The 22,093-nt window shown below is 48.8% G+C and carries 19 protein-coding genes and 1 tRNA gene; 6 read left to right on the forward strand and 14 right to left on the reverse strand.

The annotated features are described in order from the left end of the window. Positions 1-120: 120 nt before the first annotated feature. Positions 121-6,978, reverse strand: a complete 6,858-nt coding sequence (locus ACZND6_RS01000; RefSeq protein WP_489524297.1) for a PLxRFG domain-containing protein — start codon at positions 6,976-6,978, stop codon at positions 121-123. 66 nt (positions 6,979-7,044) lie between these two features. Between ACZND6_RS01000 and ACZND6_RS01005 the strand changes: the two genes are divergently transcribed. From ACZND6_RS01005 to ACZND6_RS01020, 4 genes are all read left to right on the forward strand, one after another. Further along, complete coding sequence (locus tag ACZND6_RS01005; RefSeq protein ID WP_489524298.1) at positions 7,045-7,320, forward strand: hypothetical protein; 276 nt, start codon at positions 7,045-7,047, stop codon at positions 7,318-7,320. Between the two features lie 11 nt (positions 7,321-7,331). After that, positions 7,332-7,748: a hypothetical protein gene (locus tag ACZND6_RS01010; RefSeq protein WP_489524299.1), complete on the forward strand. Its 417-nt coding sequence runs from the start codon at positions 7,332-7,334 to the stop codon at positions 7,746-7,748. A 1-nt stretch (position 7,749) separates the two neighbouring features. Then, positions 7,750-7,968: a helix-turn-helix domain-containing protein gene (locus ACZND6_RS01015; protein WP_489524300.1), complete on the forward strand. Its 219-nt coding sequence runs from the start codon at positions 7,750-7,752 to the stop codon at positions 7,966-7,968. A gap of 78 nt (positions 7,969-8,046) precedes the next feature. Next, entirely contained in the window at positions 8,047-8,565 is a 519-nt protein-coding gene (locus tag ACZND6_RS01020) for a hypothetical protein (protein WP_489524301.1), read from the forward strand. On the opposite strand, the gene ACZND6_RS01025 is transcribed toward ACZND6_RS01020, so the two are convergent. The 12 genes from ACZND6_RS01025 to hutW all read right to left on the reverse strand — a co-directional run bounded on the left by ACZND6_RS01025 (position 8,551) and on the right by hutW (position 19,242). Then, entirely contained in the window at positions 8,551-9,690 is a 1,140-nt protein-coding gene (locus tag ACZND6_RS01025) for a tyrosine-type recombinase/integrase (protein WP_489524302.1), read from the reverse strand. The two genes, ACZND6_RS01020 and ACZND6_RS01025, sit on opposite strands and share 15 nt — an antisense overlap. 190 nt (positions 9,691-9,880) lie before the next feature. Continuing rightward, positions 9,881-9,971: transfer RNA gene (locus ACZND6_RS01030), tRNA-Ser, on the reverse strand. Between the two features lie 108 nt (positions 9,972-10,079). Next, positions 10,080-10,892: an energy transducer TonB gene (locus ACZND6_RS01035; protein WP_283387871.1), complete on the reverse strand. Its 813-nt coding sequence runs from the start codon at positions 10,890-10,892 to the stop codon at positions 10,080-10,082. Position 10,893: 1 nt separating this feature from the next. Further along, entirely contained in the window at positions 10,894-11,283 is a 390-nt protein-coding gene (locus ACZND6_RS01040; protein WP_270208442.1) for an ExbD/TolR family protein, read from the reverse strand. 16 nt (positions 11,284-11,299) lie between these two features. Then, positions 11,300-11,941 (reverse strand): MotA/TolQ/ExbB proton channel family protein, encoded by a 642-nt coding sequence (locus ACZND6_RS01045; RefSeq protein WP_270208441.1) that lies wholly within the window; start codon positions 11,939-11,941, stop codon positions 11,300-11,302. A gap of 2 nt (positions 11,942-11,943) precedes the next feature. Beyond that, positions 11,944-12,450 carry a flavodoxin family protein gene (locus tag ACZND6_RS01050; RefSeq protein ID WP_270208440.1) on the reverse strand — a complete coding sequence of 169 codons (507 nt, stop codon included), beginning with the start codon at positions 12,448-12,450 and terminating at the stop codon, positions 11,944-11,946. 13 nt (positions 12,451-12,463) lie between these two features. After that, positions 12,464-12,973, reverse strand: a complete 510-nt coding sequence (gene hutX, locus ACZND6_RS01055) for a heme utilization cystosolic carrier protein HutX (protein WP_270208439.1) — start codon at positions 12,971-12,973, stop codon at positions 12,464-12,466. 17 nt (positions 12,974-12,990) lie between these two features. Continuing rightward, complete coding sequence (locus ACZND6_RS01060) at positions 12,991-14,412, reverse strand: ABC transporter ATP-binding protein (RefSeq protein ID WP_418572144.1); 1,422 nt, start codon at positions 14,410-14,412, stop codon at positions 12,991-12,993. Next, on the reverse strand, positions 14,409-15,179 hold the full coding sequence (locus tag ACZND6_RS01065) for an energy-coupling factor transporter transmembrane component T family protein (RefSeq protein WP_270208437.1): 771 nt from the start codon (positions 15,177-15,179) through the stop codon (positions 14,409-14,411). The genes ACZND6_RS01060 and ACZND6_RS01065 overlap by 4 nt, the downstream gene beginning before the upstream one ends. Then, complete coding sequence (locus tag ACZND6_RS01070) at positions 15,157-15,741, reverse strand: MptD family putative ECF transporter S component (RefSeq protein ID WP_270208436.1); 585 nt, start codon at positions 15,739-15,741, stop codon at positions 15,157-15,159. Before ACZND6_RS01070 ends, ACZND6_RS01065 begins: the two co-directional genes overlap by 23 nt. 34 nt (positions 15,742-15,775) lie before the next feature. After that, positions 15,776-17,854, reverse strand: a complete 2,079-nt coding sequence (locus tag ACZND6_RS01075) for a TonB-dependent receptor plug domain-containing protein (protein WP_302178933.1) — start codon at positions 17,852-17,854, stop codon at positions 15,776-15,778. Beyond that, positions 17,851-19,242 (reverse strand): heme anaerobic degradation radical SAM methyltransferase ChuW/HutW, encoded by a 1,392-nt coding sequence (gene hutW, locus ACZND6_RS01080; protein WP_418572148.1) that lies wholly within the window; start codon positions 19,240-19,242, stop codon positions 17,851-17,853. The genes ACZND6_RS01075 and hutW overlap by 4 nt, the downstream gene beginning before the upstream one ends. A gap of 233 nt (positions 19,243-19,475) precedes the next feature. Between hutW and ACZND6_RS01085 the strand changes: the two genes are divergently transcribed. Further along, the gene (locus tag ACZND6_RS01085) at positions 19,476-20,393 is read left to right on the forward strand and encodes an ABC transporter ATP-binding protein (protein WP_287531673.1); all 918 of its coding nucleotides are present in this window, start codon (positions 19,476-19,478) and stop codon (positions 20,391-20,393) included. Then, positions 20,390-21,181, forward strand: coding sequence for an ABC transporter permease (locus ACZND6_RS01090; RefSeq protein WP_336299129.1), 792 nt, complete (start codon positions 20,390-20,392; stop codon positions 21,179-21,181). The genes ACZND6_RS01085 and ACZND6_RS01090 overlap by 4 nt, the downstream gene beginning before the upstream one ends. Before the next feature lie 96 nt (positions 21,182-21,277). Here ACZND6_RS01090 and ACZND6_RS01095 read toward each other — a convergent pair whose 3' ends face one another. Then, complete coding sequence (locus ACZND6_RS01095; protein WP_489524303.1) at positions 21,278-21,754, reverse strand: YccF domain-containing protein; 477 nt, start codon at positions 21,752-21,754, stop codon at positions 21,278-21,280. Positions 21,755-22,093 lie beyond the last annotated feature (339 nt).

The following is a 22,093-nucleotide window of genomic DNA, read 5'->3' on the forward strand; positions in this document are numbered from 1 at the left end:
TAAATTATTTATTTTTTATGGGTACCACTTTGTGTACCAGATAAAAAGATCCCCGCACAAGGCGGGGAAACTGTTCTTTAATAGTCGAGTTAGATACAAGATCCAAATAATGTTGCGCTTCTAATTGTAAATTTTGTTGAGCTGCTTGGCAAACCCCTGCTGGCTGTTCGGAAGTTTGAGCCCATGATTCTTCTGCATGAGTTTTTCTTCTTTCTGGCGGGTCTTCCACGCAGTCATCAGGTCGTTCATGCTCACCGGTTTGAAGCCTTTAGCTCTTCTGTCCTTGTTATGTTCGATCAAGTCCTTCCGAATTTCCGACTGAGCCTTGTAGTCTCGGTTCTTCATCGCGTCAATCCAACGGCGCGTTAGATCGCCCTTTTCTTCCTTGATGTACTCTTGCGTTCTGAAAGCTTGGTTTCGCATTTTGTACATGCGCTCCACGCTCTTAGGTGTGGCGCCCAGCATCATCAGAGCACGAGACCCGAAAGAGATCTCGTCATCATTGAGCATCTTGGCACCGGTCTTCTTATCCTCTGTCGGATCAAAGATCCCGGCGGCCTTAAGCGCCGAGGGGATACCAGCCGGAAGGACGGCTTCCCAGAAAGGTCTCTGGTGCTCCCAGTTGGAATCAAAGAATCCTTTCCAGATTCGCTCGGCTCTTCCAAGAGGCGCGCCGCCTAGGTTCCAGATAGCCTCTCTGAACCCATCTTTGGAGAAAAGGTCTTCTCTTCGATACGGAGCAGCAGAGAGCATGGTGCCTGCGCCTACTGAATCAGAAAGGTTCCAGCCAAGGAAACTCGGTAAACCTTCCAACATGAGATCCTGAAACTCAACAGGAACACCGGCTTCCGCTAAGTGGCGTCGAAGTGCTGTTTCTTCGTCCTCATCATCGTCTCCCAGCAGCCCCATAGAAGACAGCAGAGCAAGCGTTGCTGACATCGCGGGCAAGCCCTTAACACCCGCCATGGCAAAATGTGTACCAAGTGCCCATGTAAGCTGGCGGCGTGCAGCAGCTCTTTCCTCTTTAGACATGTTCTTATCAAAGCTGTTTTTGAGCATCTGCTTGAAGAAGTTCAGCTGGATGGCTTGGAACTTACGGAACTGAAGCATGAATTTGCCCGGACGGGTGTTGAACCAGTCAGGAGCATTGAGCGCCGAGTAGTCACCCTGCGTCATGCTGAGTAAGTCTGCTGCGTACTCTGTCGCACCTTGAACTGCTTCGGCCTCTGTTTTACCCTTACCCATCAGCTCGGCCTTCTTCAGACGGAACCCGGAGACCGCAGTCACATAGCGGTTCAGAAGTTCAACGCCTCGGGCTGCCACGCTGATTTCAACCATTGTTTTGTTGATTGCCTTGGAGATAGCGCTTCGTCCGGTCACATTGCCGAACTCCTGCTGGGCTCCGAGGTCAAGAAGGTTTCTGCTCATCATTTCTTTGAGCGTTGCCTTTTCTTCAGGCGGCAGCTTGCTGTCTTCGATCTGCTTAGAGAGGTTGCCGAAGGCATGGAATTTTTCCGAGGCAGTCTTAGCGTCCTTCATGGCCGCGTTGAACATCGTGCCCCATTCTCCATAGGCCTTCGCCATAGCGGTCTGGGTCTTATATCCGCCGAACTGTCCGGCAAGCCAAGGTGCTGTCATCATCCACGGCTGCAAGGCGTTCTGAACATAGAACATCGGCTTAAAGGAAAGCGTCAGAGCGGTGTTGCTCGTTCTCGCCCATTCGCTGAATGTATCCCAAGCGTTGTGATTATGACGTTCCATCATTCGCTGGTGTCGTGCTTGGAGCTCGTTGTAGAGAGCCTGCATATCGCCCACTGTGGCTTTGCCTTCCTCGGGGCCTTCGCGATAGTCCTTAGTTTCTGTTTTAACTTTCTGGAAAGCGTCGGAGATCTGCTTGCTGAACTGCATGTTGGAAAGCAGCCAAGAGTCTGTCTGTCCCTGATGCAGGAAAGAGTCCATCATGTTCGGGTTGGCGCCCGCGATGTTCCTTCTCTTTCTCATGGAAGCGTCCACTTTCTTCTGAGCGGCGTCCATTGTCATTTCCAGAATGGACTGCTTCATGGCTTTGCTGACCGGGCCGTAGTTTTTCTCCACGGCTGTGATGAGGTTGGCCGTCATCTCGTTGACTTCCGCAGTGCTGGTCAGAGACTTCAGACCTTCCTCAGTCCCGATTTCATACATAACTGCGTCGTTGCCCGGATGCTCTGCCTTCAAGTCCCTTACAGCTTGTCGTGCATCGGTGAAATACTCGAAGCGTCCGACGTAGTAGTGGTCAGCACTGCGCTCCAGTTTATCCACCGCTTCTTTAGCATACGACACACCGAGCTTTGCGTTCCTAGTTGCAACTTGCTCTTCATCCTTGTCGTTTTCTTTCAAAGATGTGTACTTGTCTTGCAGTGCTTTGAGCTTGCCGCGGGCTTCCTTGAGCTCAGGAGACACCCAGACCACGTTGTAAGTACCGGTTCTGCGCAGCGGAGAATACGGCAGCACAGACTTCGGAGACTTAAACGGCGACACATAGTTTTTACCTTGAAGGGCTTGCCCCATTAAGTCATAGAGCTTCTGCTTCAAGATCATTGTGTCGTGGCCATACTTGAAGACTTGCTGCACCACGGCTTGTGCCTCCGGTGAGAGCGCTTCAAACTGCTTAGCCATGTGAGCGTCAACTTGCCCGAAAGTCTCTTCAGGGATTGCCTTCCCGTCCATGTCGGTCCAGTCAGCCGGGATGTAGCCCCAAAGACCGGAGGACGTGGAATCGAAGAGAAACTGGTTAACCGCTTTTCGGTTCTTCTCATCGAGTTTTTGCCAACCTTCATAGATAGCAGCAGACTTAGCCTGATACTCGGCACGAGCCTTCGCGTGGTCAATGAGTTTCTGATAGTAGCCCTTGGCAGACGGAGCAAACTTGGAAAGTTCGTCAACCAAGCGGTCAGTGAACTTAAAGAGCTTATTGTTCAGTTTTGCACCGACTTCTCCGACCCAAAGGATCGCGTCGCCAATAGGGGCCGCTTTGCCAGTGAACGTATCCTCGATCAGCTTCTTGAAGCCGCCGGTTTCCACGGCTTTAGCCTCGTTTTTGGCTGCTTCGGTCTTTTCCATCTCGGCTTTGCCGACTCTTTCATCCTGCTGCTTCTTGATCTTCCTATTAAGTTCAGCACGCTTCTGCTGTCGCTCATAGCTTGCCCTCTGCGACGGCGTCATTCCGGCAAGCTTTTCCTGCTTTTTCTTTTCCTTTTCTTCGGGTGTGAGCTGCTTGCGGGGTTTCTTGGGTTTGTCGTTTTTACCTTTCTTGGAAGCATGACGACCGCTGCCCTTCTCCATAGCGCTCTGATCGGCATAAGCCCTCACTACGTCACATAGAAGCTCGGCTGCCTTGTGCTCATTGATACTCTTAATACCAAGGAATTTAAGAAGCCAGTCCTTAAGTTGGCCGACGGCCCGATACATTTCAGACTGAATGGACTGAGGGATAACGCCGTTTCGCTTAACATAGACTTCCAAGAAGTAGGCAAGTCTTTCTTCGTTGTCAGAAACATCGGCGTCATCCATCCGGCGTTTAACATCTTCCCAGAATTTCTTTACCGCAGGGTTCTTGCTCTTTAATCCTTCTGCCATCAAAGTCGCGACACGGTCTTCGATGTCTTTGACAAGCCCCTTGAACTCAGAGTCTTTAGCAGCGTGTACACCGATTTCATGGGCGAGTACCGAGCCTGCCTCATTTTCATCAACGTTTTCGCCGTTGATGTAGACCTTCCCTGTGTTCTCGTCGTAAATAGCGTTCGTTCCTTTGTCAAGACCTTCTTCGCGGAGAGTGTTTCTGACTTCGTCTTCAGACAAGCTCGGGTCCTTGGCAAGGTAATCTTTGACGATAGTGTCAATGAACCCTTCGTTGGAATCACAGATCACCACCTTTCCGGAATCAAGGAGCTCTTTAGTCGTGGAAACGCCCCAAGACTTATTCAAGCCGTTTCGGACATCGTTGTAGTTCTGCTTCTTCTGTTTTTCGGTCAGAGAACTCTTGGAAGCTTTGCGTGCTTTGAGCTCGTCACCCTTGAAAAGAAGCTTTTGGTCTGCGATAATTTTTACGATCCTAGAAAGGTTCTTTTCTCTCTCTAGGATCGGGGGTATGCTCTTGCCATGGGCGTCCAAATTGGCTTGAGCGGAATAAACTGTGTCTGACGTGCCGGAGGACACAGCTTCCCCTTTGTTTATCTTACCGAAACCCGTAATTACATACGAGTTTCCTCCGCTCTTCGAAAGAACAACCTTGAATTTGTCACTCTTTAAGAGTACTGCTTTTTCATGTGCCTTAACCTGTTCTCCATAAGCTACAGTGTTAACCATCTCTCTTAAGACTAAGGCCACTTCGGCAGGATTTAATCCTTGAGCTAAACTTCTCTTATCGACAATATGGGAAACACCCATAGCTCCTTTTGTGGTGAAGTTTTCGTCGATAATGCTTCCAAGTCTCCCATAGTCAAAATCAACCCATCCGTTCAAAGACGGGCTCCACATACTGATCGGTTTACTCCACATCGCCCGATGGGCGGATGTCCTATTTTCCAAGGCTTCTTGGAGTCTTTGGAGCCCTCTAATTCGGGATGTTTCAGGATCAGTCTTTGCAGACTTTGAGGCATGGCGTGTTGATTTTCCAAATTTGGTTTCAATACGTTTGTTGTAGTCATCGAGGATCTTTTCGTCGTCCACGAACAGGAAGCCCTTGTCTTTAAGTTCATTGACAAGGTCTACTTGGTTTTCCGAGAGTCTCTTCTTTCTTTTCCCGTCTAAGTAATCCTGCATGCTCTCAAGAATTGAGCGCACTTTCATCTCTGCCTTGGCTGCTGCCTTGGCATCCTTTTCCTTACCTTCCACGGCTGAGACGACCGCCTTGTTTTCCTCGACCCCCTTAAACGGGTCTTTGGGAACTTTCGGAACTGGGCCTTTAAATTCTTCAGGTTTGCCCTCCCCCTCCGTTTTAGCTTTCTCTTTCGCTTCGTCAAAAGCCTTTTTCAGTGCGTCTCCGAATTTAGTTTTCTTCGGGGCTTCTTCTTTCTTCTCAAACGGGCTCTCAGGAATCGTAGCGTTGATAACAACAGGCTCGGGCTTTTTCGCTTCTGCTTTAGCAGCAGCTTCCTCTTTTTTATTGAGCTCCTCAACAGCAATCGCTTTGAACTGATCTTTCTTTTCAGTGTCCTTTAAAACTGCTCCGAGGAGTTTGTCTGTCTTGCCAGTGTGTTTTCTAGGCCCGGTGGAAAGGTTGTCATGTGTGATGCCAAGAGTTTGCGCAATTAAGAGTTTTTCTCCGTCGTCGAGTTCGTTCCATTTTTTGCGATAGAATTCACCGCGTTTTTCACGTGCTTGGGCCTGAGCCTTTTTTAGCCCCTCTTCTTTCTTCTTAGCCTCTTCAATTTTTTCGAGCGTTAGCTCTTCACCAGTATTTTTTCTACCCTTAGTTTCGTCTTTTGTGGTGTGTTTTTTAGCGTCGATATTCTGATCCTTCAGCAGCAGCTTACTAAGGTTGGCTTTATCTTCTTCGGTTCCAAATTCTTGAAGAACTATTTCTTCTTCTGGTGTCAGAGCACCTTTGACCAGAACACCCATCTTCCCGGAGTTTTCGTCGTCTTGCTCATAGCTGCCTTCTTTTCTCTTTAAGAGCTTATCAAGCTTCTTGCGAGCTTTTTCCAAAAGTATATTGTTGCTTTCCGCAGAAGGAGCGCTGTCAACAGACTCGACCTCTACCGATCCGTCTTTGTTCGTTTTTACAACAGTTTCTTTCGGAGCGACACCAAGTGCGTCGCTGGCGCCTTCGTCCATAAGGGCTTTATTAACTCTAGCCCAGTCTTCTTCTGTTTTAGCGTCGTTAGCCCACTTCTCAAATAGAGCAAGACGCTCTTCTGAGACTCCATCATTCACAGCGTTTGCCAAGCGGATCTTCGCTTGGATTCTATTTTCATTCTTAGAAATAAACTCATCGAGCTTGTCCGGGTCTCGTTTGGCAATGATATTTTCAAGTTGGTTACTAACGACGCTCATCCCTCGGGCAATACCTAAATCTGCTTTCCCGATATAGGCTAAACGTGCTCTGAAGCTTTCGGCCTTTTCTTGGTCAGTTAGTTCCCACTGGCGCTTATGTTGAATGTCCCAAAGACTGACGAATTTTCTTTCGCTTCTGTATTTATTTCCTTTTGGGAAGTGGACCTTCATAGACTTCCCTTCAGCCTCGCCGATCTTTCCGGCGGCTACAAGTTTGTCCACGTGAGCTTCATATACACGTTCCCTCTGTCTGGGAGACAAAATGTCCAAAGCATTCCCTGTCGGAACTTCTTCAGAATCAATAAGCTTCTGTTCTTCGGCAGTGATAACCACTCCCGGCTTGGCTTTAGGTTTCGGCTCCGGCTGGGAGGTTTCCGCGGGCTGAGCCTCCACAGGGGCGGGTTCCTGAGCCATCATCTGCTCCGCTGTCTGCTGCACTTGAGCGGCCTGTATCTCTGCTGCCTGAGCTGCTTTCTTCTCTTCCTTACGCGCCCGACGCTGCTCGAAGTTCAAGAGTTCTCCGCCTTCCAAGAGGTCAGCTAACTGCTGATAAAACTCTGCTTGACGAAGCGCACCTTGTTTCTTTCCGGCATCGTTTTCGGCTTTTATGCCGATGTTTCTGTAGAACTCTGCAAGCTTGGCAAGATCCCCTCCGAAGGTCTTGTATTCAGTAGCAAAATTCGCAGCAGCCTCTTTTTCCTTGAACGGGTTTTTGATACCCATCATTCCGGCTGCTTGGAGGATCTTCGCGTGGAAGTCTTTTTCGGCTTCGTCAGTGATATTCCGAGTTACGTCAGCAAATGCTGCTCCATGGTTCCGGTTAAATTCCAGCCCATACTTATCAATAACAGCTTGGCGTCTCGCTGATTCTTCGGCTTCCATCTGGGCGAGCTCAGCCTCTTCAGGAGACATCGTGGGCTGCTGAGTTTCCACGGGCTGCTGCACTTGAGCGTTAGGGTTCTGAGCGTCCGTGGTTGCCTGAGCGATCCCACTACTTTTAGAGGAAATGAAATGCCGACAAGAAAAGCAATCGAATTAGCTGTAGACAATATGGAGCTTTCGATCTCTGTCCAAGCGGGTTCTAAAAATGTCGTCTTGACAGTGAGAATAAAAGGAAGCCCCGACCTCGTGCAAGAGATCCCCGTAAACGACTTCAAGGACTTTATAGGAATGCTCGGAGATCTGAAGCCGTCAATGACACGACCGGTCTTTGTTCCTGCGTCATTTAAGGAGCCTCGGGAGAACCCGTTTGACCGCTACATCAAAGAATATGAAGTCACTTGTTAAGGAGAATAACCGTGGAAAAATACGACGAAGTTAACCACCCGAAGCACTATGTTGAAAACCGTTTTTGGATCGAACCCCATGTGGTTTTCAGATTCCTCGCTTACCCGCAGGGCAACGCGCTGAAGTACATCTTACGCGCTGGCAAGAAGCTCTATCCGGGGAAGACGGAGAAAGAGTCCAAGCTTCTCGATCTCAAGAAAGCCGCTTGGTACCTCAACGACAGAGAGGAAATGTGGCTTATCGACGGCCGTCTTTTCCGTTTGTTCTGCGAGAACATCGACAACGATCTGATCCGCGCTGCGTATTACCCGGGCGTGGAAATTAACGATGAAAGGCCCCACGAAGATCCGGGCGACCAGCCAAAGACTTTCTGGCAGAACTTAGAGACCGTCGTGAATTTTGAAATCAAACGTTTAGAGAGGAAATAACATGCCTAAGAAGCTTGTCACACGAAAGGAAGCGATGGAGATGCTTCGCATCTCCCTTTCCACGTTCAAGCGCCTTGAAGACGAAGGCAAGATTACCGGCACGATGGGTTTAGGCAAAGACAAGCTTTATTTTGAAGAAGACATCAACGCTCTTCTCGAAGGCATTTGCCGCAAGCTCATTGCCAAGAAAAACGCCGCTGAGCGCTTAGCTTCCATGTAAAAAGAAAGGGGCCCGCTACGGCCCCTATGTCGATAAAACTGTGAGATTGTTATGAGAGCTTATTATAGCAGGGTGCCATTGCGCACACAGAGTCAAATTGACCAAGCCATTAAGAATTACCTCGAAATACCGGAATCTAAAAAACCTACTCAGGTGCTGATAAGTTTTGGCGGCGGTACCGGAATATACCTTCGCATCGGAAAGAAGACACTAAGTACCTTTGTTAGATTTGGGCAGAGAGCAACCAATATCTACCTCGGCAATTATTACTCTGAAGAGCTCGACACTGATCCGTCGGTCTACTACCCCTATCTGACTTACTATGCTTTTACCTACGAGGAGCTTATCAAACGCGGAGAGTATGCAAGAATCCATGGAGCGCCCCCGACGGCGGAAACTTTCTTGGAAGCAGCTAAAGAGACTATCCCCGTGGAAGAACCCAGTGAACGTAATGAACCTCCTGTGCTTCCAGAAGTTTGTGAGGCACAACGCAGCCAGAACACCAATGAGAGACGAAAAGAGCTCGAAGCCCGGCTCAGAATGCTCGACCTCCAGATCGAGCGCGAAAAGATTCTCTCTGAGCTAGCTGCTCTTTGAGATTTCACTGAAACACCAGTCAGCCCAAGCCTGCATAATCCCTCGGCGCTTCTCCAGCATATCTGTTCTAAGGTAGGCTTGGGTCACTTCAGTTCCCACTGCATGAGAGAGCGCCTTCTCACTTGCTGCATAGTCCTGCCCGGTCTCTGCCGCCCAGTCTCTGAACGTGGAGCGCATTCCGTGCATCGTCACATCTAGCCCCAAGTCATGCAGTGTCTTCCGAGGTGTTTCCTTATTTTGATGCTTCGGCCCGCTCCATGCGGGGAACATATTCCCTTCTCTCGTCGGCAGCCTGTCGAGAACCATTAAAGTTTTGTCGTTTAACGGCACTCTGTGAGGAAAGAGCTTCTGGTCTTTCCTTCGCCCGGCGGGCATCGTCCACACCTTATTTTCTATGTCTATCTCGCTCCACTGAGCAGGCACAAATTCATTTACTCTGGAAGCAGTAAGCGCCCCGAACATAACGGACAGGGCTCCAACTCCTCCGGTTTCCCAAAGAGCCTTAAACACAACCGGCAGCTCCCTCCAAGATAATGACTTGTGGTGTTTGACCGGGGCCACTTTTGCTTTCGGGGCAAAGAACTGATCGAGGTTTCCGACCCACATTGCAGGGTTAGGTCCCTGATGCAGTCCGCAGACTTGCGCATAGTCGAAAACATTCTTTAGTCTTCCGACCAGCCGAGAAGCGGTTTCCGTCTTGGTTTCATAAATGGGGTCGATGATCTTGCGGATGTCCTCGGAAGTGACCGACTTAACCGACTTGGCTCCGATCACGGGGAGCGCGTAGGTTTTAATCGTACTGATCCACTGAGACTTTGACTTTTTGTTTTTCCACTGCTTCAGTTTGGCTGCGTGTTCCACGGCGTCTAAATAGAAGTCTTGGAACTTTACGCTCTTTACCGTTTCCTGAACTCCGGCTTGTTTGAACTCCAAAGCCTTTTGGCGCGCTTGAGCAAGAGAAATGAGTTTGGCAGAACCTAAACCGCGTTTTACTCTTTTGCCGTTAAGCGTTCCTCGATAGACCCAAGTTCGGGAATTTCCACGCACATATAAGTACAGCCCATTTTCGTCGGCGTGGAAGCCGTCGGGAAGTTTGAGAACGTCGGTGGTACGGAGCTTTGCCATGATTGTGGTACACAAAGTAAGAAATTTTGGGAAAGTGTACCACCATGTGTACCGACCATTTGATGTTTATGGGCCATTCATGGAGGTTCACAGAGGTCCAAACGCAAATGGGTGAATCTAGATAACTATTTGATTTTATGAATTTAAAAAGCTCTGAGAGGTTCAGAGAGGTTCTTTGCGGACATAAAAATGGCGGAAGAGGTGGGATTCGAACCCACGGATGAGGATCACTCATCGACAGTTTTCAAGACTGCTGCATTCAACCGCTCTGCCACCCTTCCGAAAGAGAATTGAATTATACGCAATTTCCCAAAACTGGCAAATCGCTCAAAAAATGAATGACAGCAACGCTTACTCCCTCCTCCCTCACTCAAGTTTCTCATCTTTTGTTAATCAAGACTGTACCGAATCGGAACCTGGATCTTCATCCCAGCATTAGGAACATTAAAAGCCGTCCCGATGATTCGATTGCTTAACTCCTGAGAGGCTGAGTCCAAGGGACCGTTGCCCGATTTCTTAATGACTGAGGCGCCGGTAACTTTACCGCTTGAGTCGACCGTAAATTCCACTAAAACGACGCCTTCCATTCCCGCCCTTCTCGCTGCTTTCGGATAACGCTTGTGTTTTTCAACCAAACTCACAAGCATTGCAGTGATGCTTTTCCTTTTAGGTGCCTGCTCTGCAGCAGCATGCGAGGCCGCCTTCGCTTCAGCAGATTCAGAAGCTTTTTGAAGCGCGGGTTCTCCCTTTTCTGCCTTGGGTTCTTTTGGCTTCTTAGCCGGCTTCGGCTTCTCTAAAGCTTTAGGCTTAGGTTTCTCCGGGTCAGCCTTCTTCGGTTTGGACTGCTCAGCGGGTACGGGCGCCGGAGGTACCGGTTTTGCTTCAGATTCAGGAAGCTTTTCTTCTACAACCTTTTCAGGTTCGACTTTAAATTCCGATTCATCTGTGAGAAGTTTTTTAGGTTCTTCGATGACCGGTTGTGGCTGAGGTTCCGGCCGGACTTCCGGTGCTTCTTCCGGTTGAATATCCTGAATCTGAGAAAAACTCAGTTCTATCGTCCGCGGCTGCTGAGAAGGCTGCGGAGCATCTGTTTTAATCGTGCAGGCTGCCCAAGCAAACGCGCAGGCAAAGGCAGCCAAAGCAGCTTTGGAAAGCCGTTTGGCCTTGAGTAATTCATTGTCTTTGCGTTTAGGACTAAACATCTTAATTCTTAGGTGCTGCTTTAGTACTGATCACAAAACGGCCTTCTCTATTGACTTTCGCCAAGTCAGCCAAATAAACAAAAGCTTCGAACGGAGCCTTCTCATCTACCATCAGGTTGAGCGTGCCTTCCGGATGTTCGGACAAGAAACGGGAAAGCTCTTCTTTAGGAATTTCCTGATCGTTAAAGAAATACTTTCCGTCGGACTTCACGCTGATGACGAGTTCCGCCGTCTTTTTCTTGACCTCGGAGTTCTGGGCCGCAGGCAATACGACATCCAGCACGGGTTTGCTGAACGTCATGGTCATCACAAAAAAGATGACCAACATGAAAATCACGTCAATGAGCGGCGTCAAATCCACCCGGGGCTCTTCTTCGAGTTCGTCAAACATATCTATCTCTTAAATCTCAGGCTGCTTTTTGCTCGTCTTCTTCCATCTTCTGGGCGCAGCGGCAAGGTTCTCGGCGGATATTTAAAGCTCTATAGCTGTATTCCACGGCCTCGATTCGAAGCTCTTTAACTTTGAGCATCAGGTAGTAATAAGCCATCAGCGCCGGAATCGCGACCACCAAACCCATCACAGTTGTGATGAGGGCTGTCCAAATACCGCCCGCGAGCATCGTGGGATCAGGAGAAACGTTCTCGGAAATAGTGCGGAAAACCGTCACCATACCGATAACCGTACCCAAAAGGCCCAGCAGCGGAGAAACGGCGGAAATTAACTTGAGCCAAGTCAGCGCATTGTTCACTGGCTTGAAATGCTTGTGGAACAAGTAAGCTACTTCCGCACGAATGTCGTCGGAGTGAGCGCCGTGCGTCATGACTATATCGCGCACGATGCATTCCAAAGGATTTGTGCTCTCTCCGAAGTAACGACGAATGCGCTCCGGTATCGCCTGGTCCATCCCGTGGAAATGCTTTTTAAATTTAGAGAGCACGCCTCTCAAATAAAGAAAATTCCAAACGGTAATGTAAAGAGCAAATACTCCGATAATTACCAGCGCAATACCGGCGCATCCGATCTGGTTGTAAATCTCTTTAATGTCCATGTTTATTTGTCATTACGGAAGTTTTTAAGAAGCTCTAAGGCCCAAGCTCCGGCTTGAGCCCGATCTTCGGCTGTCGGGTGCTTGGCGGCTTCATCCAATCTGGCCTGACGCTCCGGCGTCATCGGTTTTGCGCCGGGCATCTTGGCCATAGCGGCTAAGATCTTAGGGTCGATCTTTCCCTGCCAAACACGAAGACCCTTGAAGTTTTCGCATGGGAAAAGACCTGCTACCTTGTTAACCCAAGCCTGTCCGCGTTCGCTGTTGGGATCTCCGCCCATCGTTCCGAAGTACGCAATCGGTTTGGTCTTAGCCTCTTTCTGGAATGCCTGCCATACTTCATCCGGTGTACCTTTGTCGCACCAGAAACCGGCGAAGATAAAGTCGTAATTCTGAGAATTGACGTCGGTCGGCAGTTTTTTGAGATCGGCGCCGGGAATTGCCGAAGCAATTGCGCGGGCAATAATCTCAGTGTTTCCGGTAACGGTGGCGTATGCAACTAAAACTTTCATTCTCTTCCTCTCATTAAGCTTTGTACTTCTGCTGGAGGGCAAGGAATTTTTCTTTGGCGCTTTCAATTAACTTGTGTTTTTCGCGACCGACGTACATGGAGTAAGCAACTTCGCCGGAAGTTGTAAAGAAAGCGGCGAAGTGGCTTTCACGGCCCAAGAACGGCATAGTCACAAAGCCGATCTCGGAAATGTCGCCGTACTTAAAGTGACCTTGAAGCGGGCTCTTGCCTCCCATCAGATTGTAGTAGCCCATGGCTGCTTTACCCGTCACGAGTTTGGTCTCAACCTCGATGACGTTGCCGTGAGCAGTCACAATGAAAGTGATTTTTTCCCATTCGGCGATCGAGGCCCAAACGCTTTCAAAATCGGAGCCCGGAGCAAAGGTGGCAGAACCTTCGGGAAGAAGGTGTGCGGCTTCCTGAGCGGTCACGGAGAGTGCCTGAGCAATCGTCTCCAGTGTGACGGGACGGCCGCCGTTTAAAAGTTCATTAATTTTGTTCTGCTGTTCAACGATTGTTGTCATAGGTTTTCCGATCTAATTTATTGAAGAGTTGCTGAAAGATTTGTTTTTTGAAGCGGGAGTCGGATCGCGCTGTCGCACACCATGTCCACGAGCTCCAAATCATGAGTGATGACAAGAACGGCTTTGCCTTCGTCAGAAAGCTGTCGTAAGGCTCCGGCAATTCGATGAAGATTTGCTCCGTCTAAGCCGCTTGTCGGTTCATCCAAAATAATCACGTCCGGTTTTTTGGCAAACGCGCAGGCAATCACGAGCCTTTGCTGCTGCCCGCCGGAAAGTGAATGAGGATGACGATCTCTGAGTTCTGTCAGGTCAAAAAGCTGCATCAGCTCCTCGGCGGCTTGCTTGCCGCCGCGGCAACCGGCCGCTTCCAGACTGGTCAGAAGTTCATCAAAAACCGTCCGCATGTACAGCTGGTGGTCTGCATTCTGCAGAACCACCGCGACATGCTTAAGGCATTCCTGAGGTTTGACCTTCTTGCCTCTTATTTCTAGTGTCCCTTGGGTTGGTTTATTTAAACCTGTGAGAATCCGGGCCAAAGTCGTTTTGCCGGTACCGTTCGGGCCGAAAAGCCCTGTTATACCTTTGCGCAGTTCCAGGTCGGTGCCGTTAAAAATCTTCGGCTTTCTCGGGTAAGCAAACGAAAGATCCGAGACCTTCATTACGGTTTCTTTGCCCTCGGACAACGACAGAAGTTCGTGTCTTTTATCTTCAACATCGACTTTTCTTAATCCGTAGCGTTCTCGGACTTCGTCGCTGAGATCATCAAAAGTGCCCTCCTGGACGATTCTTCCTTTTTCCATCACGCAGACGCGGTCAGCAACGTCTTTTAACCAGTACAAGCGATGGTCGACAATCAGGACAGCAACGCCCTTCTCTTTTAACCGCAGAATCTCCTCGGCCAAATCCATCGTAGATTCCGGATCGAGGTTTCCTGTCGGTTCATCCAGAATCAAGACCTGCAGCGGTTCCATCATCAGGGAAGCCAAGCCGACTTTCTGTTTTTGTCCCTGAGAAAGTTCATGGATCGTATTCTTTAAAACGGAATTCAAGCCGAAGCGCTGAGAAGTCTTCGCGATGAGATCACGGATCTTATCGGGATGCATACCTCTGGACTCAGGCTTAAATGCCATTTCCTCTTCCACACCGAGCGCAAAGAACTGGCTCTCCGGATTCTGAAAGAGTGTGCCAACCCGGCTGCTGATCTCGTGCAGTTTCAGCGTTTGATTGTTTTGGCCTGCGACGCGAACGGTTCCTTTAAGTTCGCCTCCGAAATAATGCGGGCAAAGACCGTTGATCAGGCGAATTAAGGTGGATTTACCGCAGCCGGATACGCCAGTGCAAAGTACGGCTTCGCCGGGACGAACGGTCAAAGAAATATCTTCGAGCGCGTTTCTGTCGGAAAACGGATAACGATAAGTGACGTTTTTCAGTTCAATCATCTCATTGCCGCCTTAATGTCGGTAGGAAAGTAAATTTGAAGTAAAACTGCTCCCGTGCAGATTAAGAGGACAAGGCTAATGGCTGCGATGTCATGCTTCCCGAATCTCCTTCTGTGCATAGAACCCGAATTACTCCCGGCATGAAGACCTTTGAGTTCAGCTGCAATGCCCAACTCGTCACTGGTTTTGAGCGCTCTGAAGAGAAGCGGCGTAAACAAAAGACGCGTCGTACGAATCGGATGAATCGTGCACTGCCACGGATTGATCTTGAAACCTCTTATCTTCAAAGACTCCCAGATCTGCTTCACATCGCCGGCAAACGTCGGAATAAAACGAATAATCACAGCGGCCGGAAGATAAATAATGAACGGGAGCTTCAGCTGCTGAAGGCCGTTCAAGATGTTCTGCAGTCTTCCTGTAAAGGCCATCGGCAGAATTGTGTTCATCACTGTCAGGGCTCTCAGGAACGGAATGCACAAAGAGCCGAGTTCCAAACTTTTTCCCATAGAAGGAATGAACAGTGCCAAGATAGAAGCAAATCCGACGGACAGCGCCATCATAAGGAGCGCTACGGCATAGCTCACAAAAATCAGTTTGTAGCGGCCGAGTGCAAACAGATAAAGCAGTGATGTTGTAAAAAGCAGCAGCTGTGAATTCAGTGAAGAAAGTGCAATCGTCATCACTGCCGCCAAGGCGGCAATGAACATTTTGCTGCGAACATCCAGCCGCGTTAAAACATCGAACTTAGAAGCGGACGATGCCTGCATGTCTTAATTCCTTCATAGAACGGTAACCGGTGTAAAGACCGATCAAAGAACCGGCATAACCGATCAGGACAATCGGCAGAACTACTGCCATCAGGGCCGGAGATTCGCGCATCATGAGATAGGAAACGGCGAGCGACAATCCTTTGGAGAGGAAGTCAAAGCAGCCGACGCCCCAGAAAACAGCGCCTTTCCAGCCAAGGCTTTTAACAAACTTCATCACTGCTTCGGAGACTAAAGCGGCTGCCAGCATGGGCGGAATGAGTGTGACATTTCCGCCCAAGAGCAGGAAGTTCACCAGCGCGCTCACGATAACAAAGAGGCTCAGCGTTCCCGGCTGTCTCACTTTGTAAAGCATGATCACCAGCAGTGTGGTGAAAACCACATTTTTAAGCAGAAGACTGACAGGATTCATTCCTCCGCCCACCATAGCGATTAAAACCGTGGAGAGTTTTGCGGTCGCGGCAAAAACTCCGATCACCACGAGGTCACGAGCACCCCAGCGGTCACCGAACCTTCTGAGCCAAGAGCGGCTTTCTTTTCTCTCCAATGTCATTTCCGTCATGTTGTTTTCCGTTGAAATGAATCCTTATTACCGCTTAATACTTCGCGCTCAGCTTGAAGTTGAAATGGCGTCCGGGTTCGTAGATCGAATCGCCGTACGAATAAAGCTGGTTCGTAATGTTGATGGCCTCAGCGCTTACCATGTAACGCTTCTGCGGACCGAAGTGATAAGTGGTCGCAAAGTTAAGCGTTGTATAACCGGCAACGCGGGTCGTCTCATTAGCAGATGTCGAATAAGACTTAGATGCCGTCTTGCTTCTGAGATACGTATCCGTATTCCAGCGGCCGTTAAAGACTTCGAACTCTGTCTTCACGCCGTAGCGGGCCGTAAACCCGGCAACTCCGGAATCATAGGTTGAGACGCCGTTGCCCCATTCGGTCTTTCTGCGCAGCCAAGTCATGCTGGCATAGGGGAAGAAGTGGTCCGTCGGCTTAAAGTTGACGGAAAGTTCGGCACCGAAGGTTTTAGCCTTATCTGCGTTCACGTACCTATATTCTCTGGAGTTGAAATGCTCAGTAGAGATGTAGTCATCCGCAAGGTTATAGAAGAGAGCAAAGTCTGCTTCTACTGCTCTTCCGGCATAACGTGCTCCAACTTCAAAGTTGTTGGACTTCTCCGGTTTGAGACTGGAGTTCCCGTAGATAGTACCCCCGCCCATATTATTGATCAGGTATTTTTCCTGAAGGTTAGGAACGCGAAAGCCCTGAGACCATCCTGCTCTTAAAGAAGTATCTGGCAATCCTGTCCAATTCAGGCTCAAGTTAAAGACAGGACGGCTATTTTTATCACTTCCGACTTGACCAACCTTATCATCCGGCGCATTGTTGTACTTCGTGCCTGGAGCATATCCGTTTTTAACACCAACCGCTTTACTCAGCTTGGAATCTACCCACGTGTACCGAACGCCGTAATTCAGAGTGAAGTCCTGCGGCAGAGAAGTTTCCATCGACGCAAAAATCGCATTGGTTGTTTCTTTGCCCTTTACATAACGGTTTGTCACGGTATTGAGCATCGGCGCCATAGTTGTCTTGGCCAAGGTATCAGCTTCCAACTGATCCTGAACAAACTCGTAACCGGTAATCAGGAAATTCGATTCTCCCAGCTGCCAGTCAGCCTGAAGACTTGTTCCATAAGTTTTAATGCGATTGTCTGCAAGAGAGTCCGTTACGACTTTCATGCGTCCATTAGGCTGAGAAACATAATTTCTCATGTTCTTATGGTTCTTCTGCCAATAGCCATCCCAACGCAGACGGGTCAGGTATTCGTTAAGGTTCTTGCCTTCTGCAAAGAGTGCAACCTTGTCTCGCTTCCACTTCGGAATGCGAACAAAGAACTCGCTGTTCGGGTCTTGTTCGTATTCCCAGCTAGAGGAATTGATGTCGCTGTCAAAAGTATCCGCACGCAGACCGGCAGTGAAATGCTCATTGAAGTCGTAGCTCAAGAAAGCAGAAGCATTCTTCTGACGGAAGTCTGTACCTTTCTGGTATCCGAGCGGAGTCTTGATGTTTCCGTGGCTCTGATAACCAGCATCCAAATGGTAGTTCAAACCTTTATAGGTTCCGCCGAGAGAAATCGTTTCTGCCCAACCGTGACCGGCGCCGTTCCAAGCAACAGAACCCTCAGCTTCAAAAGGTTTCTTAGAACCCTTCTTCGTGATGATGTTCACCACGCCACCCAGAGCATCCGAACCGTAAAGCACGGAAGCCGGTCCTTTGATCACTTCAATGCGCTCAATAGAACTCGGATCGATCAGAATCGAGGCGCCGGACATGGATTTCTGTTCGGAAATCTTCTGGCCATCAATAAGAGTCAGGGTTCTGAAGGTATCCTCTCCGCGGATGGAAACGCGCTTTAAGCCCTGAGAACCGGCGTTATTGACCATGACGCCCGGAATGTCTTCCAGGAGCTCGCCTACGTTGCGGGCGGCAGATTCCTGGATTTCCTGGTTAGTCACAACCGTCACAGCCATTGGAACTTCGAGAAGCTGCTGTTCCACGCGGCCGGCGGTTACCGTCACTTCAGAGGTTTGAACGGTTTCTTCGGCCTGAAGTGCGAGCGAGCAAAAAGTCAATGCGGCTGCAGCCGTCAATTTGAAAGTAAGATTAGTGGTCATTTTGTCTGAGATTTGAAGTAGTCGAGGATGTGCTGAGTCATGCGGCCCTGCCAGAATTGACCGGGAACCGTCAGTTCAAAACGGTTTCCGACGGGTGCCAGGAGCCCTGCCTCAGTCCAGTTATCGATTAACGGATTCCACAAAGTTGCAAACTTCTCAGAAAACTCGTGAGCCAGTTGGGAAGGGTTAAAGAAATTCAATTCGAGCTGCTCAGCGACCGCGCGTCCCAGTTCCCAGAACAGAGGTGGTTTGGTCATCATGGCAATCGGTTTGACGCCGCTTTCGACGGCCTTGGCCCATGCATCCGGCTGGCGGTGCTGCATGAAGCCGTAACCGCTTAAGTTGCCGCCGGCGCCGGGACCGAAAGCTAAGCAGTCGGTGCGGGTCTTTGCGTAGTAGTTATAGAAATTGCGTTCACGGGTGTTTGAAGCCCAATGGGAGATGGAAAGACGCTTCCAGCCTGCTTCGTGCATGCTGTTTACCGCTTCCTGGAACATCGCAGCGCGAAGTTCATGATCCGGTCCGGGAGGAAGTTTGCCGTTCTGAATATATTTATAAAGAGGAGACTTCTCAAACACGCGGAGCTCGTAGCAGTCGATACCGTCAAGGTTGAGTTCTCGGCCTATCCGTAAGTCTTCTTTCCAAGTTTCCAAGGTCTGGAACGGAAAGCCGTAAATCAAATCAATCACGACAGCCGCCTGATCATAGCTCATCAGTTTCTCGAGCTGGCGAATCAAGGTTTCCTTATCTGAGCGGCGGCCGACAGCCTGACGAATCTTCGTATCAAAACTCTGGACCCCCAAAGAGAAACGGTTGGCGCCCCCGGCCAAAGCGGCTTCCATTTTGTCGGTTCCAAAACCGGACAAACGCCCTTCATAAGTGATTTCGCAGTCATTGGCGAGCGGAAGATAGCGGCGAACGGCTTTGATGATTCTTTCAATATCACAAGCTTCCAAAGCAGTAGGCGTACCGCCGCCGAAATATACAGCGTGTACGGGCTCACCCTTTTGCACCGGTTTGTCTGACCAAAGCTGAAGTTCTTTGATTAAAGTATCGGCAAAAGCGTTGCTTTCTTCTTTGTTTCGATACGGCTTGATATAGAACAAGCAATACAAGCAGCGAGTTTCGCAGTAGGGAACGTTGATGTAGGCAACGGTTCGGCGTGTACGAGGTTTAGAAACGAGTTCGGAAAGCACCTCCGGCATTTCCGTAGGCAGGAGCATGGAGCTGTCCATCCCCGGATGGATATCAATCTTTTCCGGAAACGCTTCGACAATCGGATTCTCAGAAACTTTGGCCAACCAACGACTGATGTCGTCCGGCACTCTTCTCTGGAAAGCATTAAACATCGGGACTGCTTTCTCTCGGTCAGTGTGTTGTGCTTGCATAATGCTAAAATATCGTATTGATAATGATTATCATTTGAATAAATTTAGCGCTAAGACAATTTTAATACAAACGATTATTATTATCGTTTACCCGAGTTTTAACCCTCAAAATGTATAAAAATTTAAAAACTCCCGATACAAATAAATTTTTGATAACCAATTACTCCGTCGAGTTAACTCGTTGTTCATAAAAATAATTATGTTTAGTGAAGCAATTTAAAGAGGAAATTTCAGTGGCTGATTTCAGTATTCCTGCACTTCGAATTGCCGGCATTTCAAAGAGTTTTCACGCCGGTAAAAATCAGAAAAAAGCACTTTCGGATGTCAGCTTTTCGATTGAACAAGGCGATTTTTTCGGCCTGCTCGGCCCTAACGGAGCCGGAAAAAGCACTTTGATCGGTGTACTGGCCAAGACTGTAACGCCTGACAGCGGAAACGTTTCTGTTTTAGGTTACGACATTCGCCGTGACTGGCAGCAATTCAAAATGGCGATCGGCATCGTCCCGCAGGAAATTACTTTCGATCCGTTTCTGAGTGTATGGGAGACATTAAGACTGCAGAGCGGATATTTCGGCCTGCGTCACAACGATAAGTGGCTCAACGAACTGCTTGAGGTTCTGGATCTTGCCGATAAAAAGAAAGAAAGCGTCATGCGCTTGTCCGGCGGTATGAAACGCCGCGTTCTAATCGCCCAGGCGCTTGTCCATAAACCGCCTCTGATTGTGTTGGATGAACCGACAGCCGGGGTCGACATCAACCTTCGCCACTCGCTTTGGACCTTTATGGAAGAGCTAAACCGCAAGGGACACACGATCATTCTGACGACCCATTACCTTGAAGAAGCAGAACGACTCTGCAGAAATGTCGCCATGCTCAATCACGGACGCATTGCAGCCTTAGAGAACACACGCGATCTTCTGAAGGAATACTCCAAAGACCGTGTTGTTTTTACCCTTTCGGCTCCTCTGCCCTCGGACTTTCCGATTCAGGTAGAAAAGCTTCAGGACGGATTCTATTGCCTGAACTACGACACCCCGGAAGGTTTAAGAATCCTGCTCGACGAGCTTCATAAGCGAGGCTTAGAGCCCGAAGGTTTAGAACTCGGCAAAGCCAATCTCGAAGAAGTCTTTATGAGGATTACCTCTAAATGAAATTCAAAATAGAACCTCAGCCTTACCGTCCCGGAGCTTCTTTTCTTACGCTTTTGGAAAAAGAGATTCTCCGATTCAAAAAGATTGCATTGCAGACGATTTTTGCACCGGTTCTCATGGGACTTTTGTATTTGCTCGTGTTCGGGCAAGTCTTAGCCGGCAAAATGCCGACTTTTGACGGCGTGAATTACCTGCACTTCCTTGTTCCCGGTCTCGTAATGATGACGATGCTGCAGAACGCTTTCGGAAACAGCTCTTCTTCGATGTTGTCTTCGAAAATCATGGGAAGTCTGATTTTTATCCAGCTGCCGCCCTTTGCCGGCTGGGAGCTGTCATTAGCGATGATCGGCGCCTCTATTGTACGTGCCTTAATCGTCGGCGCAGGTGTTTTGCTTGCTTCGTTCCTTTGGTCTCCTCCTCCGATGGACCATATTCTTTGGATTTTGGTCTTTGGGTTTATGGGCGCCGCTCTTATGGGGTCCCTAGGCCTTATCTGCGGATTATGGGCTGATAAGTTTGATCAGGCCGGAGCTTTTCAAAGTTTTGTTATTCTGCCGCTGACATTCCTGTCGGGTGTCTTTTACTCGATTAACCAGCTGCCGCCAGTTTTCCAGACGTTGTCGAGATTTAATCCATTCTTCTACATCATTGACGGATTTCGGTACGGGTTCTTCTCCCAAAGCGACTTCAATCCTTGGGTCAGCCTGTTCGTTGTAACGATCTCCGGCGTAGCAGCTGCAGTCTTTGCGACATATTTATTGCAGGTCGGTTACAAAATCCGCAAATGATTGTTAACGGAGATTAAGCACGAACAGGCTATTTGGACAGTCGACAAAATAAAGAATCGCCGGTTGCTCAGGTACCACGGCATATGAATACTCAGATCACTGCCGTTCCTTTCGGTTCCTGAGAGCCAGCTGGCTTCTTCCTTGCTCAACAAGCAGCGCTTGCGCAACAGAATGATCAACGCAAACTTTACCGACCGGCTGAAGCAGAGTTCCAAGCGATTTAGCCATCACAATGGCAACCGGAATACCGATAATGCTGCAAAAACAGCAGACAATCTGTACCAGAGAGAGTATGACCATCGGGATACCTAAGAAGATGACGTAGACTGCCTTCAGGATAAATCCATAAGTTCGCCAAAGGATATTTTTATTTGCATCGCCGTCTATCTCAGATTTAGAAACCATGTCATAGGAAAACGGCAGGAGCAAAAATTTCGAATACTGGATGAGACCTAGACCGATCGGCGCTGCGATGATCGTAACAACAAACAAAAGGCCAATCAGAAAAACGAGAGCCGCCGTAACAAAGCCTAGAAATGGGATGTTCCAAATAATATTTCCTAAGGTACGCATTCAATATTTCCAATCAAGTAAGAGGCAATTAAGCGGAGATATTTTACTGAAGAGGCCTTCCTGAACTCGGGTTAGACGGCGATAGGTCATTGTCCGCTACGAGTTTTTCTAGCCATCGCATAATTCAAATCATCGGCGCGAACTTGAGTAATCTTATTTCAACAAAAAGTGAGTTGTAAAAAAAAATCGACAGACGAATCAATGATTCTGCCTGCCGTTTTCCCAATGATTGCACGCTAGGTAAGATTGCATCGTTCAGGGAAAAAAAATCGTTTCACCACATATCTTGATTATTTAAATGGTATTTTCAAATTCTAATAATGATATTGCTTCTAAATC

This window comes from Parasutterella sp. (assembly GCF_057870745.1).